Raw genomic sequence first — 26,147 nt, 5'->3', positions numbered from 1 at the left:
CCCTTCAGCCGTCGGGCATCACCATGGCCAAGTGCGACAAGACAATACGTGCCGGCCTTCGGGCCGAGAACTCGATACCCTCAATCAAGGACATAACCGCACCTGATTCAGATACTTCTCGGAGTGGAATTTGGAAAATCGATGTTCCCTTCTCTCCGACGTCCCGTTCAAGTTCGGACAAGTTGCCTATCTCATGCCGGCCGGACTCGGAAAGTACAGCTAGAACAATGTTACCTGCATCCTGCTGAGAAACGTCCAAAGTCAAGGTGAAACAGAAACCAGCGTTGACCTCCCGAGTCAGGTCCAGTCTCTCGTGTGAGAAAAGGACAGGCGCAAAGGAGTCACCCTTCCAAACGATCTCGATGGCATTTTCTTGTTGCCCCAAGTCAGCTGACTTGAGCATTATCGCTCCCGCAGCAGAGATGGCTTCGCCGCCATGCCAAGGTTTCCCAATTTCACTATTCTCAAGGTGCACCGTCCAACTTCCTGCGGTTCGGCCTAACTCAAAAATTGTGCCATGGTCGGGCTGGGTGACGACGCCATCTTCATGCAGTATCCGCAGGTTCCCACAGTCCTTCATGGATAGTCCGAACCCGAATGGAAACAGGGGGTCATAGGGCTGCGAACCCATATTGAGCGCGTATTGATCCGCATATTGGGGCCAGGAAAAAGATAGTTTGCCGGAGAAGTCGAGACCATTCGTTGCGAACAGCACATCAGCGAGTGCGCCTGCCTGAGTGCCGGGAAGAAATGCTGCGATGAAGGCGTCGGACGCATTCAATGATGGATTGACCCAAAGCGGTCGCCCAGAGAGGAAGATGCAGATGGTGGGGATGCCGGCCTTGCGCAACCGTTTGAGCGTGTCGGCATCTTTCTTGTCTCGGGGCTGAAAATCCAGCGTCGACAGGTCTCCGCGAAACTCGGCATAGGGGGGCTCTCCAAACACGTGAATGGCAATGTCCGGAGAGTCTTTGATGCGCCCGTCGGGTGAATAGATAATTGTCCCGCCATGCTCTTGGCCCACCCGTCGAATTCCCGCCAGAAAGGTTTCGGCATGCGGATAGTCGGTCGGATTGAGATTACCGCCCTGCCAGGAGAGCGACCACCCTCCGCACATCATGCCGAGATCATCCGCCGCGGGACCCGTCACCAGGATTCTTTGGTTCGACTGCAAAGGCAAAACATTGTTCGCATTCTTCAGCAAAACGGCAGACTTCTGGACGGCGACAGCGGCAAGTTCCGTATGGGCCGTGCACCCAACAATATTTCCCCTCACAGCTAGGGCTCGTTCGCTGGGAGTGGGTTGAGTACACAGGCCTGCACGCATTTTTAGCCGGAGAACCCGGCGAACCGCATCGTCCAGACGCTCCTGGGAAATTCGTCCGGACTCAAGGTGGCGCAATAGGGACGCATGCAGGCCCTTCCAACTGTCGGGGGCCATATACATATCGAGGCCCGCCATCAACGCGTCCGGGCAATCAGTTGGGGTGGCGCCCTCTATTTGCCCGTGCCCGTCCCAATCTCCCACAACCACACCATCGAAGCCCCAATGGGCTTTTAGAAGGTCGGTGAGAAAGGCTTTGTGTCCGTGCATTTTACGACCGCCCCAACTCGAAAAAGAGGCCATCACAGTCTGCACTCCAGCTTCGAGAGTGGCGTAGTAGCCGGCGGCGTGGACCTCGCGTAACTCGGCTTCTGTGGCGATCGTTTCGCCCTGGTCCCGCCCACCATGAGTGCCACCATCACCAATGAAGTGTTTCGCGCAGGCGAGTATCTTGGTGTCACCGAGGAAATTCTCGTTGCCCGAAATGCCTTGTAGGCCTCGGACCAGGGCGGCGCTTAGCTCGGCGACTAATTGGGGGGATTCCGAATAGGACTCATAGGCCCGGCCCCACCGGCTGTCGCGTGCGACGGCGACGGTCGGAGAGAATGCCCAATCCATACCTGATGCACGTACTTCACGTGCGGTAGCGGCGCCTATGCGTTCCACCAGTTCTGCATCCCGCGTGGCACCCAGTCCGACATTATGTGGGAAGACTGTTGCCCCGATCAGATTGTTGTGGCCGTGAACAGCATCGGTGCCCCACAGTATCGGAATGCGGGGGCCATCTGCACGCATGGATGCCGCCCAAAATGCATCGGCGAGTTCCAGCCAATCGGCGAGGCTGGCACGTTGATTTCCGTTTGGTGCAGAATTGCCGCCATTCAGCACTGAACCGAGATGATAGGCGGCGACATCCTCAGGCGTCACTGAAGCAATATCGGCCTGAATGATTTGCCCTACCTTTTGCGCGGGTGTCAGCCACTCCAGAATTCGCTCAATCAGGGCCTCTGTTTTCTCGGATTGCAGGCGTGGCGTTTGCGCCTTCGGCCAATCGGACAGAGCAAGCGTGGAAATAGACCAGTCAGTCACAAATTAAGTCCGACATCGGATTTATGTGTTCGTTCCTCGTCGGGAGAGTAGTCTTCGGGGTAATCTCTCATCTGGTCATACCAGTTAAGCTTCAGGAATACGCTGGTGATGAGCACAACTGAAAGAGCTGCAAGCATTTTGGGCCAGTCTTGAATCACAAGGAAAATAGGGACGCAGACCAGGGCAGTCTGCCAGACAATTCCCACGGCTACGTTAATCAAGTCACGCTTCAAGTTCGTATTGGGGGAGACAGTTCGGCCGGCGGCCGCGAGTGAGTCGGCGACAGGCCCCCAAAGGCCCCATGGGCGCGTCTTCAAGTAGAATCGCTGCAATGTTTCCATATTGGTCGGCTTGGTCACCAGAGATCCGATCACCACGGCGAAAAGGCACGCTACGAAGAAGAATGGGAAAGCCTGCAACGGATTGATGTCCACCTGTGGCATGCCTAACCCAAGCGCAAACACGATACCCGTCAGCATGCCCCAGAAGTAACCGTAACCATTCATGCGCCACCAGTACCATTTCACGACATTGGCGGCTGTGTATCCGCCATAAAGCCCTGCCGTGATCCAGTTGATGACATTGTCGATGCTGGTCAGGAACACTCCGATGAGCGTGCCAATGATCACGAAGACCGTGGACACGAGGTAGCTGATCCTGAGATACGTCTTCTCAGACGCGTTCGGTTTAATGTATTTACGATAGATGTCATTTACAACATATGCGGGGGCGGCGTTAAGGGGGGCGGCGAAGCTGGACATGAAGGCAGCCAGCAATCCGGCGAGTGTGAGGCCGAGCAGCCCGACTGGAATGAATTCACGTAGTGCAAATGGCAGTACGGCCTCAAAGTCCGCATCTGTCCCCATGTCCCGCAAATATGGGCTGAAATAGACCAGAGCGAGAATCGTCAGGCCGGTGATCAGCAAATAACGCGGGACATTCAGCACAACGCTGACCAGCGCGCTCATCTTGGCGGCTTCGATCGGGGTGCGGGCTGAAAGGATGCGCTGCATATCATAGTTTGGGGCCGGCCCGGCAAGTGATGTGAAGATGCCCTTCAGCAAGACAAGCATGAAAAATATTGAGAACAGCGAGTAGCCCTCACTCGCTATCTTGGTATCTGCGGAGGGCAGCAGATTGGACCAATCGAGACCAAGCCTCCATCCAAAAAAGGGATTGTCCCAGCCTTCGGGGACTGCCGCAGCCAGCGTATCCGGCGCCACATGCATCATGGCGATCACGGCAATACCAACACTGGCAACCGTGATGACGAGGAATTGTATGACTTCGGTAAATACTACCGAATACATGCCGCCCTTGATGACATAGAGCGACGTAAGAAAGATCAGGATAACGCCGAAAACCTTCTCATTGAGTGAGATCATGGCGGCTTCTCTCTGGGCCAGAAGGTCACCGGCGAGATTGGGCGCCTTCAGCGCGGTAGGCAGGAAAACGTCGAGCTGAAGAAGGCCCGCCAGGTCTAGCGGGATGAACTGGACGGCGAGCTTGCCGATACCGAGGAAGCCGTAGGCCATGTAGGCAAGCACCAGGATCAACGCGAACAACACAACAATCAAATGGCTTAATCGCGCGGCTGGGCCATCGCCGAACCGGAAGGTGATCCACTCTGCCCCGGTCATCGCGCCCGATCGGCGCAACCAGATGGAGAGGAAGACCATGAGAAATATCTGGTTGAAGACGGGCCAGAGCCATGGGATCCAGATGCTTTTCAAACCATAAACGAACAGGATGGATACGAGCCACATCGTGCCAGCCACATCGAACATGCCAGAGGCGTTCGACAGGCCCAGCGCATACCAAGGCAGCCGATTGCCACCCAGAAAGTAGCTCCGCATGCCCTTATTGGCCCGGGTGGAAATCCAGAAGCCGATAAATAGCGTCAAGCCGATGTATGCCGCGATCACGGCCATATCAATTGGATGCAGACTCAAGGTCCCCAACTCCTCGTTTGTGCACGCGGTTCCCCCGGGCGGGCGGCGGTGCGCCGAATTCCTCCTTGCAGCCAAATGGGCCGCGGTCGCCAACGTTCTCTGCGTGCCTGACCATGAGAACATTCAATACAACCGGTTTCATTGCAAGCGGTCATGGTGTTTGATGACCAGATCGTTCCATCATTCGGGCGAGTTACCCCGACGCGGAGCCTTAAAAAAGCGAAATGGCTCGTAGGAGAATTTCAATGGCTCAGATCAGGGATGTTGCAAAACTGGCTGCTGTCTCCCCCGCGACAGTGTCGCGGGCATTTTCAGATCCGAGTAAACTGTCCACAACGACGCTCGAACGCGTCCTGGCCGCCGCCGAAGAACTCAAATACAAGCCGAGCTCATTGGCTCAATTGTTCCGTGAGAAGCGGACCAATACAGTGCTTGTCATGGTCCCGGACATTGCAAATGTCCTGTTCGCGAGAGTTGTCTCGGGCATTGAGCGTGTCGCGGTAGAGAACAAGTTCAATTTGATCGTGTCTGACACCGGAGACGATGCGGCCATCGAGTCCGTTGGTGTGGAGATGGTGGAAACCTATCGCGCCGATGGCGTGATCCAGCTGGGCGAGCGGCCGCTCGACCAGTTGCATCATGAGGGTGAACACTGCGCGATTCCCTTCGTGCAGGCGATCAGCGCCGATCCGCGCGGTCGGTATCCGACCGTCGGTATCGATGATCGCAGCGCCGCGGCAATGATGGCGGAACACCTTATGGCGTCAGGCCATCGTCGGATCGGAGTGTTGGCAGGCCTGAAAGACCGACTGGTAACGCGAGAGCGGCTGACGGGTATTCGCGATGCGTTGGCTGCACGGGAACTACTGCTCGACGAGACCATGGTGGCATATGGGCCCTACTCGATGGCGGGTGGGGAGAGTTCGGCCATGCGCCTATTATCACGCAAGCCGAATGTGTCGGCGCTATTCTGTATGAGTGATGAGATCGCGATTGGCGCAATCCGCGCGGCGTATGATCTTGGTTTCAACCTGCCGAACGACCTGTCGATCTCCGGCTTCGACAACATTGAATTCGGAAAATACTGTACGCCGCCCCTGACCACTGTGATGCAGCCTGCGGAAAAAATAGGAGAAGTAGCCATGACCCTTATGTGTGACATTCTCAGAGGCCACGCTGTGACGGGGATACACGAAATGCTTGCAACCGAATTGGTGGCCAGAGCGAGTGTTCGAGAGGTTGGCTAACCGGGTGGATTGAAAATGTCGTGCGCGCGGTCCCAGTGGGGAACGAGGTCAGTCCAGATACCTATTTAGGAACAGAAGATGATCGGCCCATCGCGCATGTCGTCAGCGAAAGGCCCAAGCCAAGAATGAGGAGATGGAGGCGCAGGTTGGTGCCAATCAAAACAGGCTCGGTAGTGTGAGAGACAGCGCGGGCACGAATGTAATGATCATGAGCGCGAGCAGAAGCGCGCCATAGAAGGGCCAGATCGTCTTCACAGCCTGTTCCACCGGAACTTTTCCGACCGCAGACCCAACAAATAGCACCGATCCCACTGGCGGCGTCACAAGCCCGATCCCTAAATTCAGCATCATGACAATGCCAAAGTGAACTGGATCGACGCCCACTTCCATGACTACCGGCAACAAGATCGGAGTTGTGATGATGATGAGAGGCGACATGTCCATGAATGTGCCGAGCACAAGCAGGATGACATTCACGATGAGAAGGACAAGTATCGGATTGCTGGTGGCGGACGTAATCATGTCAGCCAGCTTCGCTGGTGCTTCAAGGATGGCGAGCGCGTAGCCGAATGCAGTCGCTGCACCGATGATAAGCAGCACCATCGCCGTGATCTTTACCGATTGCATGGCGGCTTCAAAAAAGCGCTTCCATCCCAGCGTTCGATAGACCAGAGCTCCGATAGCGATCGTGTAGATGACCGCAATGGCAGAAGATTCCGTGGCGGTGAAGATACCTGACAGAATGCCGCCCATGATGATGATCGCTGTCATCAGGCCGGGGATGGCGAACAGGAGCGCGCGCGTAAAGCTACGCCAGCCAGGAAAGGCACCGCTGGCATAGCCACGCAGGACAGCGACGCGCCAGGCGACGAACATAAGCAAGGCTGCGGTCATCACGCCGGGCACGATACCAGCCAGGAACAAATCTCCGATCGACACGCCGATTCCGCTGGCGGCGGAATATATAATCATGTTGTGTGAGGGCGGAATGAGTAGGCCGACAATGGCGGCGGTAACGGTGACATTGACGGTATAATCGCCATCATATCCACGCTCACGCATCAAGGGCATCAGCGTGGATCCCATAGCCGAAGCGCTGGCAATCGCGGAGCCGGAGACAGCGCCAAACATGGTGGACGCCCCAACATTTACGAGGCCGAGTCCGCCTCGTGTGCGCCCGAAAGCGCCTTCGGCAACTTCGACCAATCGCTTTGCGATGCCTGACCTGTACATGAGGTCCCCAGCGAAGATGAAGAAGGGAATCGCCATCAGCGTAAAGACACTGACGCCGGCCGCCATGCGTTGGAAAACCACGACCATCGGGATGTCGAGGGCAAGGAACGTCGCCATGGCCGACCCGAGTAGAGAATATGCGACCGGCACGCCAAGCGCGAGCAGAACGACCAGAACACTGACCAGAATGATCAACTCCATCTTGGGTCCTCCTCATCTGTAATTTTTTCGCCCGAAAGTTCTTCGAATATGCGTTCGAGCGAGAACACCGCCATCAAGGCGCCCGCAATAGGTAAGCCGAGATAGGCCAATCCCCGAGGCAGTCCGAGCGAGGGAATGACATGACTCCAAGTCTTGGCAACCAATTGGCCGCCCCAGACCAGCATAGCCAGCCCACACCCGCCGACGATGATGTTTGAAATGATCCGCATCCAGAGTCGCGTCTTTGGACCAACTGCATTTTCAAGCGCTACGATTCTGATGTGGAAACCTTCCCGGACGCCTGCAGCGGCCGCGAGAGACACATACCAGATCATCAGGGCGAGCGAGGCTTGTTCAGACCAGGAAGGGCTGGAATTCAAGACATATCGGCCGAAGACTTGCCACCCAATGATCAGCGTCATCAGGACCAGTCCGACTGCTGCAACTCGCACCAGCCAGTCTGCAGTGAAATGCGTGATATTAGTCAGGAGGCGTATCATGCGTCAGGCCTTAGCGCTTCGATTTCTGCAACAATCTCTTTCTGGGTGTCGGTTCTGACGAAACGGTCCCAGACCGGACGCATTTTCTGCTGAAAGGCACCTAAATCTGCCACTTCATTCACCGACACACCCGCAGCGATGATCTTTTCACGGGACTCGGCGACGCGCTCATCCCAGAGTTTGCGCATGAAGGGTACGGAATCACGAGCCGACTGTTGGACCAGCGTCTTGTCGCCATCAGAAAGCTTTCGCCAACGGCTGGCCGACATGACCAGGACTTCAGGCGCGATGATGTGCCGAGTAAGACTATAGAAGGGCGCAGCTTCGAAATGGCGGCCACTTTCGAAGGATGGCCAATTGTTCTCTGCACCATCAATCACGCCCTGGACCAGTGCCTGATAGACTTCACCGAGCGACATAGGCGTTGCGTCGGCGCCGAGTGCCTTGATCATGGCGACGTAGAGGTCGGAATTCGGCACGCGTATTTTCATGCCAGCCATATCGTCTGGTGACAGTATTGGCTTGCGCGTATTGTAGAAGCTGCGTTCGCCAGAATCGTAGAAGCACAGGCCGATGAGATCGTGCGGCGCGAGCGAGTCGAGAATTCGGTCGCCTGCAGGTCCGTCGAGTGCCGTCCGCATATGGGAAGTTGAGGAAAACAAGAACGGAAGCGCAGGGATGGTCGTCAGGGGTTCGATCGAGTTAAGCGGTGCGAGGTTTACCCGGTTCAGGTCAAGACCCCCGAACGAGGTGATTTCTAGCGTGTCGCGCTCCGAGCCGAGCTGTCCGCCCGCGTACATCTTGATACGAAGCCTGCCCCCGCTGCGCTCGTTCAAAAGGCGCCCCATTTCCTTGACGGCCTGAACGGTCGGATATTCTTCCGGATGAGAGTCTGCACTCAGCAAATCCCGGCCCGAACTCTGATTGCACGCAGCCAAACTTGTGGCGGCTGCCATGCTGATCAGGGCTTGCCGACGTGAGATAACTGGTATGCCACGCATCATGGGCGCACCGCACGTACAGTCGTGTAAAGGAACTGATCCCGCCTCATATCTCTCCTCCCCAGTACGGCCATTTCAAAGGCCTCTTTTAGAGAGGCGGCTCGTGCGGTCACCACCCATGGTAACCGGTGTCATTTATTCTGCAAGGTGCCTGGCCAACTTTAATGCGGCCAACGTTCAGCCAGCACTTCCACTTGCCCGTCTTTCGACTGTACTTCCATGGCCGGGTTTTTTGGCATGCCGTCGGCGAACAATTCATAGATGATGCTGCCATCGGTTTGCGTACTCTCGATGATCCGGACCGGCTCAGCCGCGCCTGCTGCCGTGGCGGCGGCTTGAACGTCTGCAGGTACGGCGGTCCAGGGCAGGTCCCGCTGAATTTCAACAACTTCTGCAACGCCGTCGGCGTACAGGACATCAAGTTCGATTTCGGATCCGTCGGCGCGTTCACCTTCGACATCGAAATAGACGCGCTGGCCGCGTTCCTTTCGAAGCACTTCCAGTACCGTCATGTCGGGCATGGCCTCGGAGACGGCAGATTGCACCGGTCCGGGCAGGTCTGTGGGCGCCACTTCGGTAACAATGTCGCCTTGGCTTTGAGGTTCGGGCACTTGAGTTGGTGAGCAGGCCGACAGAATGCCGGCAGCGACGATGATGTGAGTGGCAGATTTCATGGATCAGGTCCCCCATTGAGTGAAAGGTACTTTGGCGAAGAGTTCCCTTTCGCCTTTGCGCGGGTCATTCTCGAGCCGGGTCGTGGTGCCGAATACCAGTGTCTCCCGGTTTGGCAGCGTATGTCGAGACCAGTCCGGCAACCCGGGATGATTGGGCTGGCCTTCCCTGGCCATGGAGATGAAGGCGCGAGACAGTTCGTCTGCGACGCGTGCATACTCGCCTGTTGAGGGAACCTTTGTGCCGCCATACGTGCCGGATTGGTCCAAATTGTCGAAGGCAAAGGCGATGTCCATCGTGTGCGGTGCGCCCCATTTTCCACCCTCTTCTGGCGAGCCGAGGTTGAACTGGTAAACCCAGGTCGGGCCGTTCTCAGCCGCGCGCATATCTGCCTCTTCCACCTGTCCGCGCCACGACCGCCCGGCCGTAGTGGCTGCAAAAAATACATCACTCGGCGAATAGGACGGGTAGAGGGCACGATACTCCATTACGACATCGTCTGGGTCGATGTCGCACCGCATATGATCTGCTAGAAGTGTTCGAACGTCCGACCAATCGAGGTGGAATGTGTCTGGATGCTTTGCGCCAATCAGGTTTCGAGTCTCGTCCTTCGTGTTCCCGAGGATCATGGGGATCGATGAGGACTGTCCCGGAGCGCCAGGCCAAAAGGGATGGCGGTTGAGAAAACGTCCATCCAGGACAGGACCAAAATATAGGCCGTGCTCCGGATTGACCGGATCACGCGTTGCGAGTGCGTCGATGAGGGTTTCCACCGGAGCTGCTCGCAACGCAGTTGTGTCTTCTGGTGCGATGCCGAGGGTGTCGAGATAGGCTTGTGCGCGAAGCTGGCCGTTCAAGGGACCACAGGCGGTGACTTGTTGACCGCTCATTGTGGCTGCGGAATGAAACAGGCCTCGGGCGGACGGCGCGGCCATCAGGGTGGCAATCTTTGCCCCCCCACCGGACTGACCAAAGACGAAGACTCGCGACGGATCGCCTCCGAAGGCGGCCGCATTGTCGCGTACCCATTCAAGTGCAAGCACAAGATCCCACATGCCGGCATTGCCGGAGTGAGGAAAATCCTTATTGAGTCGACTAAGCGACAAGTACCCAAACGCATTCAGCCGATGGTTCACCGTGATTACGACCACGTCACCCTTGGTCGCCAGGTTCGTCCCATCATAGAGCGGTGAAGATCCGGAACCGCTGGCATAGGCTCCACCATGGAAATAGACCATGATCGGACGATTGCCACCATCGGCCAGACCTGGCGTCCAGATATTCAGGAACAGGCAATCTTCGCTGACATTCTCCACATTTCCCAATTGCGGAGCAGTCGCCCCATACTCGGTCGCGTCCCGCGTATCCGCCCAAGGGACAGGGGGGCGTGGCTTGGCAAAACGCGTTGGCGCCGTATCCGCACCATAGCGGACGCCCTTGAAGATATTGACTGCCTTGCGGCGATAGCCGCGAACCTTTCCGTGTGTGGTGGTGGCGACAGGATGTTCGGATGGCTTGCCAGCGAGCCCCATGAGCGGAGAACTGAGTGCAAGCGCGGCGGTGCCGCGAGTAAAGGCCCGTCGGTTCATCGTCAAGTTTCAAGCCCTCCCTGCTTCACTGGTCTAGCGGCGCACGTCCAGATCCGTTTGCGTCAAAAGGATTTCCACCTCCCCAACACTCGTTCTGTTGTAATCTCCGGCCACGGAATGCTTGATCGCAGCTGCTGCCGTTGCGAAGTTTACAGTTTTCTGCGGCGTGTCACGTGAGATCAGGCCGTGCAGGATGCCGGCTGCATACGCATCGCCCCCACCGATTCGATCTACTATGCCGGGCAAGTCCATTACCGGCGAATGCCAGGTGCCATCGCGTGTTGCCAGACGGCCTGTGAGGCGGTGGTGACTTGCGCCGACCTGCTCGCGTAATGTCGATGCGACATATTTCAATCGGGGGAACCGCGCGAAAGCAGTCTTCTCCGCATCCTCACGCCCAGGATATTTTTCTCCAAAAACGAGCTGTACGTCCAATTCATTGATAAAGGCGAGGGTGGCGTGTTCTAGCAATTGGGCCAGAATCTCCGGACCATTTCCGGACCAGCTTTTCCAGAGCTGTTCGCGATAGTTACCGTCGAATGAGACGTTTACACCCTGCGCGACAGCAGTGCGCGCTGCAGCCAATGCCGCACCAGCCGCATCGGGGCCCGTGGCTGGCGTGATGCCGGAAATGTGTAACCAGTCCGCATCTTCAAGCAATGTCAGCCAGTCATACGTCGCGGCGGGAGTCTCAACGAAGCTGCTTCCAGCCCGGTCATACGTAATACGAGATGGTCTTTGGACTGCCCCGGTTTCGAGAAAGTAGAGCCCGACCCGACCTTCGCGCCTCTGGATCGAATTGGTCTGAACGTCATGCGACCTCAAATCCCTGATCACCGCGTCAGCAAGCGGGTTTTCAGGCAAAGAACTGACCATGCGGGACGTGTGCCCGAACTGGGCGAGTGAGATGGCGACATTCGCCTCGGCGCCGCCGACATGCACGTTCAATGATGGCAATTGCATCAGACGTTGATTGTCGGACGCACTCATGCGGAGCAGGAGTTCTCCGAAGCAGACGATTGTGGCCGCCATGTCTGGTCAACCTTTCTCCCGGCTCAGCGGGCCAGCCAGCCGCCATCGACAGGCAGCGTAATGCCCTGCACGTAATCAGATGCGCTCGATGACAAGAAGACCGCCGCGCCACCGAGATCGGACGGCTTACCCCAGCGACCTGCTGGAATACGGCCGAGGATTTCGGTGTTGCGCGTTTCATCGGCTTGCAAGGCCGCTGTATTGTTTGTCGCGAAGTAGCCGGGGGCAATCGCATTCACATTAATGCCGTGCTTGGCCCATTCATTGGCGAGGATCTTGGTAAGTCCGGCTACGCCGCTCTTGGAGGCAGTATAGGACGGCACGCGAATGCCACCTTGGAACGAGAGCATCGATGCGATGTTGACGATTTTGCCACCCTTGCTGGCGGCAATCATTTCACGTGCGACCGCCTGACTCAGGAAGAACAACGTACGAAGATTCACATTCATGACCGAATCCCACTCGTCAAAGGTGAAGTCGATCGAATCGTTGCGTTTGATGATACCGGCATTGTTGATGAGTATGTCCACGGCGCCGAGAGCTGATTTGGCTTCTGTGACGATAGTCTCTACACTGTCTGCCGAGCCGAGGTCTGCGAGGATCGAGTGCGTTTTGCAGCCGGTCCCAGCCAGCATGTCCAAGGTCTCTGACGGTGCACTTCGGCCGACAAGGCAAATGTCTGCTCCCGCTTCCGCCAGCGCAACAGCCATGCCCTGGCCGAGGCCTGTGTTGGCTCCGGTGACAATGGCGCTCTTGCCTTCAAGCCTGAAGGGATTGGTCTTCATGGGTCGCTCCGAATGTCGTCTTGTTGCGATTGTTGTCCGCTCGAGGCCTAGGAGGCGAGTACCTGCTTTACATAGTCGGTGAGGGCCGCATCCTGGCTGTTTGCGAAGAAGAACTCCTGGAATTTCTCACCAGAGACTGCAGCCTTCAAGAGATCCTGATCGACTGACTTGAGGACGGTAAGCATGTCCTTGCAGGAGGCTTCCTTGAGCTTAGTGAGAATCCCGCGATTCTCAGCCATGACAGCGGCGCGTTCTCTCGGATAGCCCAGGCCCGGCTCACCCTCGAAAAGCTTACGATAACAGTCCTGGAGATTGAGTTCAGCAGCCCAGCCGAAGCCCTTCGCGTACGGCATGGAAATCGCGTTGCCGTCATTGATCTGGGCGAACAGGAAGGCGTCTGTTGGATCGATGACAAGGCCACAGAATACGCCGGGCATTGCATTGCATGCGAGGTTGGAACCCATGCCTGTGCCGCAACCTGTAACAATGAAATCTGCTGCGTTTGAGTTGATCAGAATGCCAGCCATGATGCCGATCATTGGATAAGTCAGATGTGCCTCGTCGTCCGGGCCGGACATTCCGCAATGGGCAACGGAATGGCCGAGTGGCTCTGCAACTGAAGTAAGCGCGTCATGGACAATGCTGCTCTTCGCAGCCTGGCTATTTTCAATAATGAGCGCAATCTTCATGGGGGTATTCCTTTTGTTGCTTGAGTACTTCGCCTCGAAAAGCGTAGCTGGGATAGGGCGCGTCCGTGATCAGGTTCCGAATCTGGACCAGGACTGTCATCACCCCGGTGATCTTCGGTGTGGCGTGTTTGGTAACCGGTGTCATAACATTTGTGTTTCAGACTGACAACCGGTTGATCGGGCGAGAATTAGATTGTGCGGGTCGATTCTCGCACCACAAGCTCCAACTGAAAAGATTGTAGTTCCTGGTTGCCGCTGGAGCCTGCTCCACGCTTCACCAAGAGATCAGCGGCGGCGCGCCCAACTTCGCGGATAGGAGACCGAACTGTGGTAAGCGGCGGCCAGATCCTTGCGGATATTGGTGTATCGTCAAAACCGACAATCGAGAGGTCTTCGGGAATTCTCAAGCCAGCCTTTCGAGCGGCGACATAGACGCCAACGGCCATTTCATCATTACCGGCAAAGATAGCTGTGGGTCGGTCATGGCGGTTGAGAAGCCGCGTGGCACTGGTCACACCGGAATCAAATGTGTAGGCGCCTTCAACCGTCAATTCCGGAGCAAGTTCAAGGCCATAACCCTCAAGGCCGCGTTTGAACCCTGACAGGCGTTCGTGGGCCGAGCGGAATGTTTTTGGTCCGTGAATGTGCCCGATACGCTTGTGGCCGAGTTGTGCCAAATGCGCGGCGGCCATTTCTGCCCCCTGAGCATCGTGGGTCCGAATGCTGCGCGACGGAATGTCCAGTTCTAGTGAGGCGATGCGAACGTAATCGCATTGCTCCTCTCTTAAAATCTCGGCAAGTTCCTCATCTTCAGATACGGATGGAGTCAGGATTATGCCATGTGGTTTGTGTTGTAGGATGAAAGATCGGACGCGTTCGCGATAGCCTTCTTCCCCACGATCACAGGGCCGTAGGACCAGCTGGAAGGCGGTGTCCCCCAGGGTGTCGAGTATCCCGCGCTGCATATTGACGACATATTGCGGACTTGGATTGTCATAGACGAGGCCGATCAAGAATGATTTCCGGAAAGCCAGTGCGCGTGCCTGAGGGTTTGGTGTGAAGCCCGTCTCAGCGATGATTCGCTTCACCTTCTTGCGCGTTTCCTCACGAACAAGCGGTGACTCATTGATGACACGAGACACGGTTTTCTTGGACACCTCCGCCATGCGGGCAATGTCTATAATTGTTACCTGAGACCGGTCTCGGACCGGTTTGGCCTCGTGTTCATCGTCGCTCATGGGAAAGCCTTGCTATGCATCGTCTCTTTTTGACGTGATTTGGGGTGGCTTCAAGTCCCCTTGGCTTTCAAGCCGGAGTCCAGCGCTTCTGGAGCGGCAGGTTGCATCGTCTCCAAATCCCACAGGGCCGGATCAAAGGCGCGGTGGGTCGGACTCGCGGTCGGATATCCGCCGACTTGATTTTGACTGTCGATGATTTCACCGCGCCCCTCCGCCGTGTCGGCCAAAATGCGAACGTCCACTGAGTCCCTGTCCCAAGGGCGCGCGCCAGCGTTCTTCAGGACGTAGCGCTCAACCTGATTCGCAGCCAAAATTGGCAACCCTGCAACAATGTCAGAAGGTTCAGACTGTTCTGCAATCTGAGTGGAAGATGATGTGTAGCGCCCAAGCTCCGGCAATTCATGACCCCAGTGATCTATGGAGATGTTGCCAGATATGTGGAGGTCCAGGTCGCCATCGCCCCCAATCATGAGTAGCGGTAACCGTTCGCTGGTCGAGGGGCCCGCGCGCATCACGTTGCCGATCAGGTCCATTCGGCCCGTCTCCGCAGGCACGTCGCCCCATTCCAGTCCTTGCAGATTATAGTGAACGCCGCGCTGTCCGGGATTATAGATGAAATTGTTCACGATCGCGCCTTGTACGCCGCCCTTGAAAAGTGGGCTGCGCTCGAAATTGTGAGCGTATAGATTTCCGTAGATCAGGATATCGCTGACATTGTCATGTATGAGCGATCCCTTTGAGTGCTCTCCCTTCGCATGTGTCGAATGGGACAGACCTTCAGCGATGATGTTGTTGGTATAGGCGATTGTGTGTGATGTGCCTTCGCGCCAGTCTTTGGGAGTTTCGCCGGTGAAACGTGGGCCGGAAGCGGACAGGTTTTCATCCGTCGCCCAGCTAAGCGAACAGTGGTCGACAATAACATTGTGAGCTGCGATCGTCGTGATCGCATCTATGTCTCGGCCGCTTCGTAAGCCTTCACCCAGATCGCCCGGGCGAATACGCATGTGCTGAACGATAATGTCGTCGCCGGTGATAACCATGCCACCACGTATAAGGGTAATGCCAGGTGACGGCGCGGTCTGGCCCGCAATTGTTGTGTTGGACGAGCTAACTCGCAAATTGTTGCCATCAAGGTCAATGACGCCGCCCACTTCAAATACGATGATTTTGGGACCATCGGCCTCCAGCGCTGCTCTGAGTGTACCAGGTCCATCGGATTCCAAGCTTGTCACTCTGACGATTTCTCCGCCGCGCCCTCCCGCCGTCATTGCTGCTGGCCCGAGCGGACCCATCCACGGGGCAACTGGTACAGAGGCTGTTGTTTCAGTCTCCGCTGGAGCGACACCTAGCGGCTGTGCGGTGGCGCAGCCGGACAGGACTAACAGCGCTGACGCAGCAATCATTCTTGGGAAGGGAGCATAATTCGGTCTCGCCATGGGTGTTTCCTCACTTCTTGTCCCCGGATTTGCCGACCGATTTCAAGTATTCGCTCGTTCCGGATCACTTTTTATCACTATGGAGGTTTGAAAATGACACCGGTTTCCTATAGTGTCTACCCCAAGATAGGCAGGCTGAGGAAAAAGCGTGAGCGTAGTTGAAAATATAGCAAAAAAATTCGTTCAGGCGCGACTTGCCGCCGGCAGTCTGGCTGAGTATCCGGGCACTGTGCCCCAATCCATTTCCGAGGCCTATTCCATACAGGATGCCGCCATCGATATGTGGCCCGACGAGCTAGCTGGTTGGAAAGTTGGCCGCATTAATGGGGCAGATATTGATCGTTATGGAACGGATCGCTTGGCGGGCCCGATTTTCAAATCGCAAATCCACAATCAGACTGTCGGAGTCATGGAAACCCCCGTTTATGCAGAAGGATTTTCGGCGGTTGAAGGGGAGTGTGTACTGATTGTCTCGTCCGATGCAGAACCTTCGAAGACCGAGTATTCCACAGAGGACGCGATCGCCTTGGTCGGCTCGATTCATGCGGGTGTAGAAATCGCCAGCAGCCCTTTTTCCGAAATCAATGATCACGGGCCGCTGGTGACAATATCTGATTTCGGCAACAATCATGGTCTGATCATTGGCGATGAATTGCCTGAATGGCGGTCTCTGGAATTTAACCGTTGGCCGTTTGAAACCACGATTGATGGACTTACTGTCGGCACAGGAGATGCGAGCGGGATTCCCGGAGGTCCGATTGAATCCTTGCGCTTCATGCTAGAAAATGCCGCGCGTCGCGGAATGCCGTTGAAGAAGGGGATGGCAATCTCGACCGGAGCGGTGACAGGTGTTCACGCCGCAAGTGTAGGTCAGAAAGCCGTGATTCGAACCCGAGGGGCCCGGGATATCGATCTGCGGCTGTCCTCCGTCGGAAAATTTGTCGGTACCGCCGCTTAGGAAAGTGCTTTGTACCGGAACTGACTGAAACGAACATGACCCTTCCCGGCCGCCATCAATCCTGGGCGGAGGCTGAGGAAGTCATATGCCGTATTGTGGTGATAGCCAGACACTTCCATCTGAACATCGAATTTCTTCCATCTTTCGCCCGGCAGACGGGTAAAGAATGTGACGACGTGATTGTCGTTGCGAACCTTGATTTCAAGGTGTGTGAGGCCAGCATCCAAATCGTTCGGACGTGAACGCTCCTGACCATAGCGATGCATGACGAGGCCCTCCGGTCCGTAGCTCAAACCGCAGAATAATCCTGAATTGTAAAACAGGAGAAGTCCTGCACGTGACCCCGGGTCCAATTCCATCCGTGCCGTCACTTCATAGGCGCGATCTCCGGGGATCACACAAAGAGGCGATGTGTCGGCCGGGGTCTCACCCTTCGCGGTCATGCGCAATCCATCACCATCAAGGTCAATGCGATCATGTTCAACAGGCGAAGGATCATAGAACACCCATTGCGGACCCAGTGACGAGGTCGAGAAATCATCAGAAAGCGGAAGACCATGAGGCTGATGCTGGCTGGGTAAGGGTTTGGGGAAGGGGGTTGACAGGTCTCCGCCCAACGATTCAAACCAGCCGTCTTCTCTCCAACGGATTGGCTCCAAGAGGCATTGCCTTCCAAGCGTCCAGAACCCGTTCTCATAACCGTGTGAAATCATCCACCAATCGCCCGCCGGTCCTTCAATGAGGGTGGCATGTCCTCTCGACCACCAGGATTCGGAGCGGTCGGTGGTGCGGACTTGAGGATTGTTCGGTGCATGTTGCCACGGTCCTTTGACGGATCGGGCGCGCGCCGCAATGACCATGTGCCCGGTAGGGGGACCGGCAGTGCCACCCACGGCTGTCAGCATATAGAACCAGTTATCCTTTCGGAGGATTTTGGGTCCTTCCGGACAAAAACATTCGACATCCCAGTCTTCAGGATATCGCCAGGGGTCGTAGATGTGTTCCACATCCCCAACGGTCGAAAGGCCGTCGTCTGAGAGTTCAACCAGATCGCCGTTTGACAGGAAAAGGTATCTCTTGCCGTCTTCGCCAACCGCGTGGGCGGGATCAATATGATCCGGGAGGTCCAGATCGACGGGTTTGCTCCATGGCCCGTCTATTTGATTGGCGTAAATGACATAGATGGATTTTCTGTTCTTGCTCCGTGCAGGAATGTAAATGTAAAAACGATCCCCATGCTTTATGAGATCGGGTGCCCATACCGAGCCGATGGGATGGGTTAGCGCCGGACCCACAGGTTGCCAATTCACCAAATCGGTCGACTGCCAGATGAACAGACCAGGGTAAGCGTCAAAGCTTGAGAATGTGAGATAGTAGGTATCGCAGTCTCTGATAATTGAGGGGTCCGGCCTGTCGCCCGAGAAAATCGGGTTCAGGAATGTCCCATCCTTGCGGTCAGCGATTCTTTGATTCTCGTATCCTCTTCCCCAGTCCGGACGATTCGGAGCGGGGGATTCGCTTCTGACGGCAGCTTCTGAAGCGGGCGTCGTGCAAGCCTTCGTGGCGAGTGTCGTCCCCAGGAGAAGCAGGCTTTGGCGTCGGGTCAGAGAGTTCTTCATATGTTGCACCTTAAAAAGTGGCCCCTGCGAGGATCTCGCCGGGGCCACTCAGAAAATGCGCCTTGGGAGGATCGCAATTTTCAAAACTATATCGAATGATCTGGACCGGCGGCTTCAGATTGTGTCGCCGGTCCGTACCCCGAAAGTTCCCTAGAATGTATACCGGGCGCCGAACAGGAAGTTCCGGCCGGTATGATGGTAGAGGGTCGGGAGATTGAGCTGGTCAAATGTCTGATGCTCGAACTCATCCGTCAGATTGATGCCCTCAAAGGTCAGGTCGAGCTGATCTGTCAGCGCGTATGACATCGACAGATCCACGTTGTAGGTCGATGCGACACCCCGCTCCTCGCGACCTTCGGTGCGTCCCGAACTATTTGGAGCTCGGGTTTGGTATTCATCCCGATACGCACCGGATACGCGTGCCGAGAACCGGTCTGTCTCATAGTACAGAGTCATGTTGTGCGAGATTTCCGAGAAGTTTCTGATTTCGTCGGAATCGACATAGGTTAGGTTCCCTACAAATCCGGCATTCTGTAGAAGACCCGGCAGGAAGAAGAAGGGTTGCTGGTACACAAGTTCCAGACCCTGGATCGAGGCTTCTCCACCATTTGCCACCTGGCTGACCGCGACGATCGGATCAAGCCCGTTCGCCAGATCTTCTCCCAGTGGGCTGGTCGAAGAGGCCACGCTGGCCGGCAGACCGAGTGAACTGAAAGCCACTTCGTTGCTGGCAGGGGTCAGGAAGAAGGATTCCACGTCCTTGTAGAAGAACGACACAGCCAGAAGGCTCTCCTCTGCAAAATACCATTCGGCGCTGAGGTCAAAAGCTGTGGCCCGGTAGGGATCGAGCTCAGGATTTCCGATGCTGAATGTATATGGCTCGCCGCTGAACGTATCGAGGCTACCGCCCGGTGTCAGATTTCCGAGCGATGGTCGGGCCATGACTTTGGCGACGCCAGCGCGGAACTGAATTTGGTCGGAGGCTTCCAGAACAAGGTTCAGCGCCGGAAGGAAATCTGTATAGGAGTTTTCCACCGTGCGGAGCGCAAGTCCGCCACTGCCAGGCACATAACCCGAAGCAGTGGTAGTCGTTTCAACATACCGCGCACCGATATCTCCACGGAGATTCATGCCTGACAGGTCGGTTTCGAAGTCGAGCTGGACGTAGCCGCCCAAGTCTTCTTCTTCGACCGAACGGTTGCTTTGAGGCCTTGAGCCGATGTCCCCTGTGATATCCAGGATGCCGCTCAAGTCGATGGCGGCGTCCCAATTGGCGCTAACCCACGACGTATCGTTGGAGCCGTAGTCCAGTCCGTTTCCATAACCGCTTACCAGTCCAACCAAGTCACCACTGACGACTGGCGGCTCGGTGAAGCCGTCGAGATCTGCGACATTGCCGTCGATACGTATTTCGCGTGTCGAGAAGTCATATTTCTTGAAACTCAGTCCACCCGACAATGTCATGGTTGGGGAGAAGTCATAATACAGATCGGCCCGGACGGTCTCGAAATCATTGTCAGACCCCTGAGGGCGATTCCGGAACTGCGTGAACAGGAATTGGGACGGATCCGTTACATCCGTGTTGCCATAGCTGATGGCCGGGAGATTCAAATCGTTCCGAAAATCATAGCTATAACCTTCGACCGGGTTGGCAGCGTCAAAGAAAACTGTCGCCTGAACCGGGTTATCGAAGCTGGATGAGGACTGACCTGCAAAGAAAGAACCCCGCAGCGTGTCGGAGAAGTCGTGTTCGACTTCGAGTGTCAGCTGCGTGAACTCGGTCGTGTAGTAGTCCCGGCGATGTTCGCTGCGCATCGGGATGATGCCATTGCTCGTATCGGCGAGGACATCGCCTTGCAGATAGTCCAGAACGCCATCGCTATTCACGTTGTAGTCCGTTACCGCAATATTGTCGGTATTCGATCGTACGAAGACTTGCAGGAACTCTTCGTCGCGCTGTGCATCCAGCTCAGAGTAGAGTCCTTCCACCGTGATTGTGGTCCGGTCAGTTGGACGGAATTGTAGTGCGCCGGTTAGACCGGTGCGTTCCTGATCATAAGTGAGGCGACCATAGCGCGGGATGCGCGCATAATAGGAGTTGCGGACTTCCTCACAGGCAGCTGGCATCGGGTCCGCGCCAATACAGCCTGCGCCGTTCACAGAACGGAATGTGCCTTGATCATCAAATCGGACAGAAGAAAAGCCTTCTTCGCGGATTGTGCGGTCTTGAAATGCTGCAGAAACCAGCGCGCCAAACGTGCCAGTGTCGTTCTTGTAGGAAGCTAGGCCGGCAAGGCGAGGCGACGTGTCTTCTACGAGATCATTGTAGAGGGCCTGTGCGGATGCCGAGAAGGTCCACCCATCGTCATAGTCCAGAGGACGCGCCGTCTGAAGTTCGACAACTGCACCAAGCGATCCTTCCTCAATGGACGAGGACTGTGACTTTCGAACAACCAGTTGGCTGAACAACTCGGACGCAAATGTATTGAAATCGAACGAGCGGCTGCGGTTTGTACCACCAGAGGCGTCTGATCCACCACCGGTGGACAAGGCGTCCATACCGTTGATGCGCACACGCGTGAAGTCGCCCGAGAGGCCTCGCACCGTGATGCGCCGACCTTCGCCAGCCTGACGATCAATCGCGATGCCGGGAATGCGCTGAAGCGATTCAGCGAGGTTCAGGTCTGGAAAAGCGGCAATGTCTTCAGCGACGATGGCATCGACCACTCCGGTCGATTGTTTCTTGAGATCAAGTGCTTCAGCAAGTGAATCACGGAAACCGGTTACCACGACACTGTCGAGTACTTGGTCTGCCTCATCTGCCGATGGTTCATCTATGGTTTCCTGCGCATACGCTATGGAACCTGACAGCATTAGGCTGGCCAGGGACACGCCCGCAAGGATTCTGACTCTGGTGGATACCCGCATTCTAATTTTCCTCCCGATATTTATTTTATCACCGAATGACACCGGTGTCAGGAATGGTTATCCTATTTCACCCCGCTGTTCAAGTCTGTCTCGTTTCGATTCGTGATCCGAGGTTGGGCTTGCTTGGCGTAATTCTGCTCATCGGGGGTGCCGACGGCTCTCTGTTTCATGGGTATCGGATTCCATATTCAACTGGGAATCGCCACGCGCCGTGGGCCCAGGTCAGGCAACAAGTTGCTCTGTGACCCGAATAAATTCGCTCAAGCTCTCAGCCAGTTCTACTGTGAGTTTGCCGCTCTCGCTCATGTCCCGCGCGACCGATTCCAGAGAAAATGCGGCGGTTGAGACTTCTGTGTAACCGAAGCTACCGGCGCTGCCGGCAATAGAGTGAGACAATTGACGGATCTCTTCCAGCACCACTTTGCGGTCCTCTTTGTCCAAGATGGCCGCGAACTCTGCAGGTACTGTGGTGAGGTAGTCCCGATATTTGAGCTTGAGTTGCTCCATCGGATCGTTGACCGGTTGTTGCTGATGGGTGGAATCGGCCTGACCAGCCTGCTGTGTGGTGAGGGCTGAAACAAGCGCATTTAGTTGAACGATATCAATCGGCTTGGGGGCATGATCCGTCATGCCAGCTTTCATACACTCGGCGATCTGTTCGGGCAGGACATTTGCGGTCAGTGCTACAATCGGAATTTGACTGGCTGGCGCAGACAGAGCCCGAATCTCGCGTGTCGCAGCAATGCCATCGAATTCCGGCATCTGGACATCCATCAGGATGATATCATACGTGTCGCCCTTACGAAGGGACGAGAGCGCACCATGCGCCGACAGAAAGCCCTGAACCGAGTGACCGAACTTTTCGAGCCCCAATTCAATCAGTTCCAAATTCATGGCGACATCGTCAACGGCCATGATCTTGAGCTTTCCGAGTTGTGGGGTTATGCCAGTCGAGCGGAAGTCGGACATCGGCACTTCCGCAGGTTTGAACGGCAATACCAGTTTCGCAACCGTACCCCGTCCAAGTTCGCTTTCCAGGTGCAATTCTCCCCCCATTAGCCGGGCAAGAGATCGACTTATGGAAAGCCCCAAGCCTGTGCCGCCAAACTTTCGAGTGACGCTATTGTCAGCCTGCTTGAACCCTTCAAAGACGCTTTCCAGTTTGTCATCGGGGATACCAGGCCCGGTATCTGCCACTTCAAACTTCAGCAAGTCTCCCTCCTGGGAGGCGCTGACTCGGACTGATCCTTCGGTTGTGAATTTTGCGGCATTTCCGATCAGATTGGTCAGTATCTGTTTCAGCCGAACTTCGTCAATGAGGGCGCCTTTGCTCTCCACGACGGATGTCAACGGCACCGACCGAGAATCCCTTGCAGCGTGAACAAGGTCGATCGTATCCTGAACAAGTTGAGCAATGTCGACAGCACGCTCTTCCAACTGGATGCTTTCTGCCTCGATCTTGGAGTAATCCAGAATATCGTTGACTATATCTTTCAATAGGCGCCCGGCCTTCATCGTGCGGGTAGTGAACAGCCTTTGCTCTTCATTCAGATCCGTCTGCTCCAACAATTGCGTGAAGCCAAGAATACCATTCAGGGGCGTACGAATTTCGTGGCTCATATTCGAGAGGAACTCCGCTTTTGCCTTGCCAGCAGCTTCGGCTTCAGCGCGGGCTTCGGCCAAGGCCTGCTCCCTTTCCTTGCGATCCGTGATGTCCCGGAAGGTCGATATTACCTCGCGGGGGCGACCATCCTCACCCTGAATGAGCTTCGGATTGCCCTCCAGCCAGATCACATTGCCGTGCTTGTTCTTCACTCGAAATTCTCTTTGCACAGATGGATCAATGGCGTCATTCTGGAATAGTGATTGGGTGATTTCTGACGCACGTCCGCGGTCTTCCGGAATCGCGAAGTCCAATGTTGACAAGCCAATTGCATCTTCTGGCGAAACACCCAAAATCTCGCATGCGGGCGACGCATAGGTGATGATTCCATCCAAACCGAACTTTACAATGATGTCTGTAGAGTTCTCCGCGAGGGTCCGGTACTTGGATTCGCTATTCGCAAGTGCTTCAAGTACAACCTGCTCGTCTGTGACATCCTTGAACACGCCGAACACTCGCTCGACCTTTCCGGTCTTGTCCACAAGAAAATCTCCGATAGAGCGCACGCGCCGCCTCTTGCCATCCGACTTTCGAACAATCGTGGCTTGAAATTCCCAGCCTACGGCGTTGTTGACAGCGCGCTCGACCAGAGCCCGCACACGATCGCGGTCTTCCTCTGCGTAGAACATTATCGCGTCGCCATACATCGGGTTGAATTCTTCTTTTGTGACGCCGTGAATTGCATAAACTTCCGGCGACCAGTCCACTTCCTGAGTGGATGGGTTCAGAGTCCAGTGACCTACGCCCGCCATACGCTCGGCCAAGTGGGCCTTTGTCAGCATCTCCTGTTGTTCGCGTGACTTGCTCGACAAGCGTTCTCGAGACCGTCTGATATGATTGATCAGTCGACGGCGGTCCGAAGAGGCTGCTCCGACAGCGAGCCCGAGAATGGAGTTTGTCGCCAAGAATAGTTGAAGTGCCAGAATCTTGGAAGTGAATTCGGCTGACATCAGGTGTACTGGGCCAGTGCCAGCCAACGTGAACGGCAAAGCGATTGCCGTGATCGTGAGTAGTCCAATGGCGGCCGCTTTTACGCCTCCCCCAAAGGCGAGGAATACGAGCGCGGGGGGTACGAGGAAGAGGAATGGATAGTCGCTCTGGGCGAAAACGAAGAAAGTCGTCGCACACAATAGCCCCAGCTTCAGAATGTATTGAAGGTCAGGCGACGTGCTGACGAATTTTTTCGAGCGATCCGCCAAAGACCAGATTATCGGAGTGAACAGAACTATGCCTAGAAAGTCTGCTGAGAACCATACGAGGGCTTCAGAGAGTACGAGGGTCTCTCCACTCGTGAACAATCCTGTTGCAGCCATAAGGGATGACAAGAGGCTGCCGACGAATCCGCCCATGATCAAAGTAGAAATTCCCGCCAGGCTGATGAACCGTATTTTGCGCTGGTACATGAAAATAAAGGCGACGCAGCAGACTTCTGCTACGTTCGCCAGAGCCAGAATGAACGCCCGGAGAACCGGGTCTCCTGAATAGATGTTTGCGAGCACCAGCGCGGTCATCATCGCCGTGAGAAGGGGAATCCAGTTCCTGCGCGGGTTCTTCAGAAGCAAGACGATCAGGATCGCATTCGCTGGCCAGACGGCGGCCACACGCCCAGCGCCGCGCGTTAACTCGATCATCGCAACGGCAACGACGAAAATGACGATTCCGACACCTAGGCTTCTAGCCAACATGCCGAGGCGGCTGGTGGCGCGACTGGTTTTTCTAGTGGCTGATGAGGTGTTAGGAGCTGCGCTTGGCATGGATCAGATCCGTGTTTGTGTTGCCGTCTTGCAGTCCGCATGCAGACGGATTGTGTGATTGCCCGTGCTCTGCCGCAGGCGAATTCATGCGGAAGCTGCCCGGCATGGAGACATTTTCAATCAGAATGTAGCCAACGCAACACGGCGCTCACAGCTGTGCCTGTGCAAATACCCGGAAATCGCCTTTGGTTCAGCAGTACTGATCTCTTCAGAAAGATCACAGGGTGGGCGATCGCCATAACTGATCTGACAAATTGGTACCTGTATCCCCATCGTGTGTCCCCTAACTCGGTAAATAGATGAGCTGCTGATTTGGATGGAAACTTGTTTCAATTGAGTTTAGATCATCGGTTTTCCCGCAGTGGGAGAAATTCTGTGGTACAATGCTTTGAGTACACGGCTGAATTACTCTCTTGATTGAGGCAAGGGACCAAGGGGCTAAGATGTTTTCGGATATCGTTTCTTCAGAACTCAAATCCTTGAGATCCTATGCGCAATTGTTGCTGGGATCGATTGATGCCGGCGACCAGGTAGTCTGCGATGTTTTGGGAGACTTGATCGGATCAGTCCAGGCCGCAGGCTCAACGGGCGTGGATCGGGCGTGCCTGTTTCGTCAACTTGACCACAGGCTGCATCAGATCGCCCAAGCCCATTCGGTGAGTGACCGTGTCCATCCCATTCTACATGGATTGGAGGTCGTGGACCGGCGAGTGCTGTTATTGTCCATAATCGGCGGATTTGGGACGGAGGATTTGGCGCGGATCACCGGTTTACATGTTGATGAGGTCACCCACATTATTGCTCGTGTTGAGCCAGTTGTTGCAGCTGCCTCACGTACCGGCGTGCTGATCATTGAAGATGAGCCCTATATGGCGGAGCTGCTTTCCGTGCTGGTGGAGCAAACTGGTCATTGGGTCGCTGGAATTGCTTATACGCGCGACGAAGCCATGACCTTTGCAGAAAAGCGGGACATTGGATTAATCCTCTCGGATATAGATTTGGGTAACGACGTCTGTGGCTGGACAGTCGTTCACAAGATTCGCGAAACACTCGGCTATAGGGTGCCGACTATTTTCATTACGGCGCACCCCGAGCGGTTGGAGGAAGACGGGTGTGAGAATCGGGATGGGGTGGTACCAAAGCCGTTCGACATCTGGCGCGTACGGGAAGCTGTGAACAACGCCGTGCACTTGAACGCATCCATTTTTGCCTAATGTGGCTGAGTTCGAAGGGGTTC

At 55.7% G+C, this 26,147-nt stretch carries 18 protein-coding genes; 3 read left to right on the top strand and 15 right to left on the bottom strand.

The window, feature by feature from the left end; all coding sequences use genetic code 11:
• Nucleotides 1–4: 4 nt before the first annotated feature.
• On the bottom strand, nt 5–2,413 hold the full coding sequence (locus tag B3527_RS13440; RefSeq protein ID WP_290480200.1) for a glycoside hydrolase family 3 protein: 2,409 nt from the start codon (nt 2,411–2,413) through the stop codon (nt 5–7).
• Complete coding sequence (locus B3527_RS13435) at nt 2,410–4,365, bottom strand: sodium:solute symporter family protein (RefSeq protein WP_290480199.1); 1,956 nt, start codon at nt 4,363–4,365, stop codon at nt 2,410–2,412. Before B3527_RS13435 ends, B3527_RS13440 begins: the two co-directional genes overlap by 4 nt.
• 245 nt (nt 4,366–4,610) lie before the next feature.
• Here B3527_RS13435 and B3527_RS13430 point away from each other — a divergent pair, with 245 nt between their 5' ends.
• Nucleotides 4,611–5,612, top strand: a complete 1,002-nt coding sequence (locus B3527_RS13430; protein WP_290480198.1) for a LacI family DNA-binding transcriptional regulator — start codon at nt 4,611–4,613, stop codon at nt 5,610–5,612.
• A 156-nt stretch (nt 5,613–5,768) separates the two neighbouring features.
• On the opposite strand, the gene B3527_RS13425 is transcribed toward B3527_RS13430, so the two are convergent.
• From B3527_RS13425 to B3527_RS13380, 10 genes are all read right to left on the bottom strand, one after another.
• Nucleotides 5,769–7,046 (bottom strand): TRAP transporter large permease, encoded by a 1,278-nt coding sequence (locus B3527_RS13425; RefSeq protein ID WP_290480197.1) that lies wholly within the window; start codon nt 7,044–7,046, stop codon nt 5,769–5,771.
• Nucleotides 7,037–7,546, bottom strand: a complete 510-nt coding sequence (locus B3527_RS13420) for a TRAP transporter small permease (RefSeq protein ID WP_290480196.1) — start codon at nt 7,544–7,546, stop codon at nt 7,037–7,039. Before B3527_RS13420 ends, B3527_RS13425 begins: the two co-directional genes overlap by 10 nt.
• Complete coding sequence (locus tag B3527_RS13415; RefSeq protein ID WP_414651599.1) at nt 7,543–8,547, bottom strand: TRAP transporter substrate-binding protein; 1,005 nt, start codon at nt 8,545–8,547, stop codon at nt 7,543–7,545. Before B3527_RS13415 ends, B3527_RS13420 begins: the two co-directional genes overlap by 4 nt.
• Before the next feature lie 161 nt (nt 8,548–8,708).
• Nucleotides 8,709–9,221, bottom strand: coding sequence for a hypothetical protein (locus B3527_RS13410; protein WP_290480194.1), 513 nt, complete (start codon nt 9,219–9,221; stop codon nt 8,709–8,711).
• 3 nt (nt 9,222–9,224) lie between these two features.
• A complete protein-coding gene (locus B3527_RS13405) occupies nt 9,225–10,808 on the bottom strand; it encodes a carboxylesterase/lipase family protein (RefSeq protein ID WP_290480193.1) in 1,584 nt (527 codons plus the stop codon).
• Between the two features lie 33 nt (nt 10,809–10,841).
• On the bottom strand, nt 10,842–11,840 hold the full coding sequence (locus B3527_RS13400; protein WP_290480192.1) for a sugar kinase: 999 nt from the start codon (nt 11,838–11,840) through the stop codon (nt 10,842–10,844).
• Nucleotides 11,841–11,863: 23 nt separating this feature from the next.
• The gene (gene kduD, locus B3527_RS13395; protein WP_206991626.1) at nt 11,864–12,625 is read right to left on the bottom strand and encodes a 2-dehydro-3-deoxy-D-gluconate 5-dehydrogenase KduD; all 762 of its coding nucleotides are present in this window, start codon (nt 12,623–12,625) and stop codon (nt 11,864–11,866) included.
• Between the two features lie 47 nt (nt 12,626–12,672).
• On the bottom strand, nt 12,673–13,314 hold the full coding sequence (locus B3527_RS13390; protein ID WP_206991625.1) for an RpiB/LacA/LacB family sugar-phosphate isomerase: 642 nt from the start codon (nt 13,312–13,314) through the stop codon (nt 12,673–12,675).
• 188 nt (nt 13,315–13,502) lie between these two features.
• The gene (locus B3527_RS13385) at nt 13,503–14,552 is read right to left on the bottom strand and encodes a LacI family DNA-binding transcriptional regulator (RefSeq protein ID WP_290480191.1); all 1,050 of its coding nucleotides are present in this window, start codon (nt 14,550–14,552) and stop codon (nt 13,503–13,505) included.
• Nucleotides 14,553–14,602: 50 nt separating this feature from the next.
• Entirely contained in the window at nt 14,603–15,988 is a 1,386-nt protein-coding gene (locus B3527_RS13380; RefSeq protein ID WP_290480190.1) for a pectate lyase family protein, read from the bottom strand.
• A 148-nt stretch (nt 15,989–16,136) separates the two neighbouring features.
• Between B3527_RS13380 and B3527_RS13375 the strand changes: the two genes are divergently transcribed.
• Nucleotides 16,137–16,946: a 2-keto-4-pentenoate hydratase gene (locus B3527_RS13375; protein WP_206991623.1), complete on the top strand. Its 810-nt coding sequence runs from the start codon at nt 16,137–16,139 to the stop codon at nt 16,944–16,946.
• Here the strand turns inward: B3527_RS13375 and B3527_RS13370 are convergent.
• The 3 genes from B3527_RS13370 to B3527_RS13360 form a co-directional block, all read right to left on the bottom strand.
• Nucleotides 16,943–18,565 (bottom strand): family 43 glycosylhydrolase, encoded by a 1,623-nt coding sequence (locus B3527_RS13370; RefSeq protein ID WP_290480189.1) that lies wholly within the window; start codon nt 18,563–18,565, stop codon nt 16,943–16,945. The genes B3527_RS13375 and B3527_RS13370 overlap by 4 nt on opposite strands.
• A gap of 150 nt (nt 18,566–18,715) precedes the next feature.
• Complete coding sequence (locus tag B3527_RS13365; protein ID WP_290480188.1) at nt 18,716–21,493, bottom strand: TonB-dependent receptor; 2,778 nt, start codon at nt 21,491–21,493, stop codon at nt 18,716–18,718.
• A gap of 222 nt (nt 21,494–21,715) precedes the next feature.
• Nucleotides 21,716–24,841: a PAS domain S-box protein gene (locus tag B3527_RS13360; RefSeq protein ID WP_290480187.1), complete on the bottom strand. Its 3,126-nt coding sequence runs from the start codon at nt 24,839–24,841 to the stop codon at nt 21,716–21,718.
• 512 nt (nt 24,842–25,353) lie between these two features.
• On the opposite strand from B3527_RS13360, the gene B3527_RS13355 reads away from it, so the two are divergent.
• A complete protein-coding gene (locus B3527_RS13355) occupies nt 25,354–26,124 on the top strand; it encodes a response regulator (protein ID WP_290480186.1) in 771 nt (256 codons plus the stop codon).
• Nucleotides 26,125–26,147: the final 23 nt, after the last annotated feature.

Source organism: Hyphomonas sp. UBA4505 (assembly GCF_002388685.1).
Classification (GTDB): domain Bacteria; phylum Pseudomonadota; class Alphaproteobacteria; order Caulobacterales; family Hyphomonadaceae; genus Hyphomonas.
The sequence above is the reverse complement of the archived record's forward strand: the minus strand, read 5'-3'. Positions and strand labels throughout refer to the sequence as shown.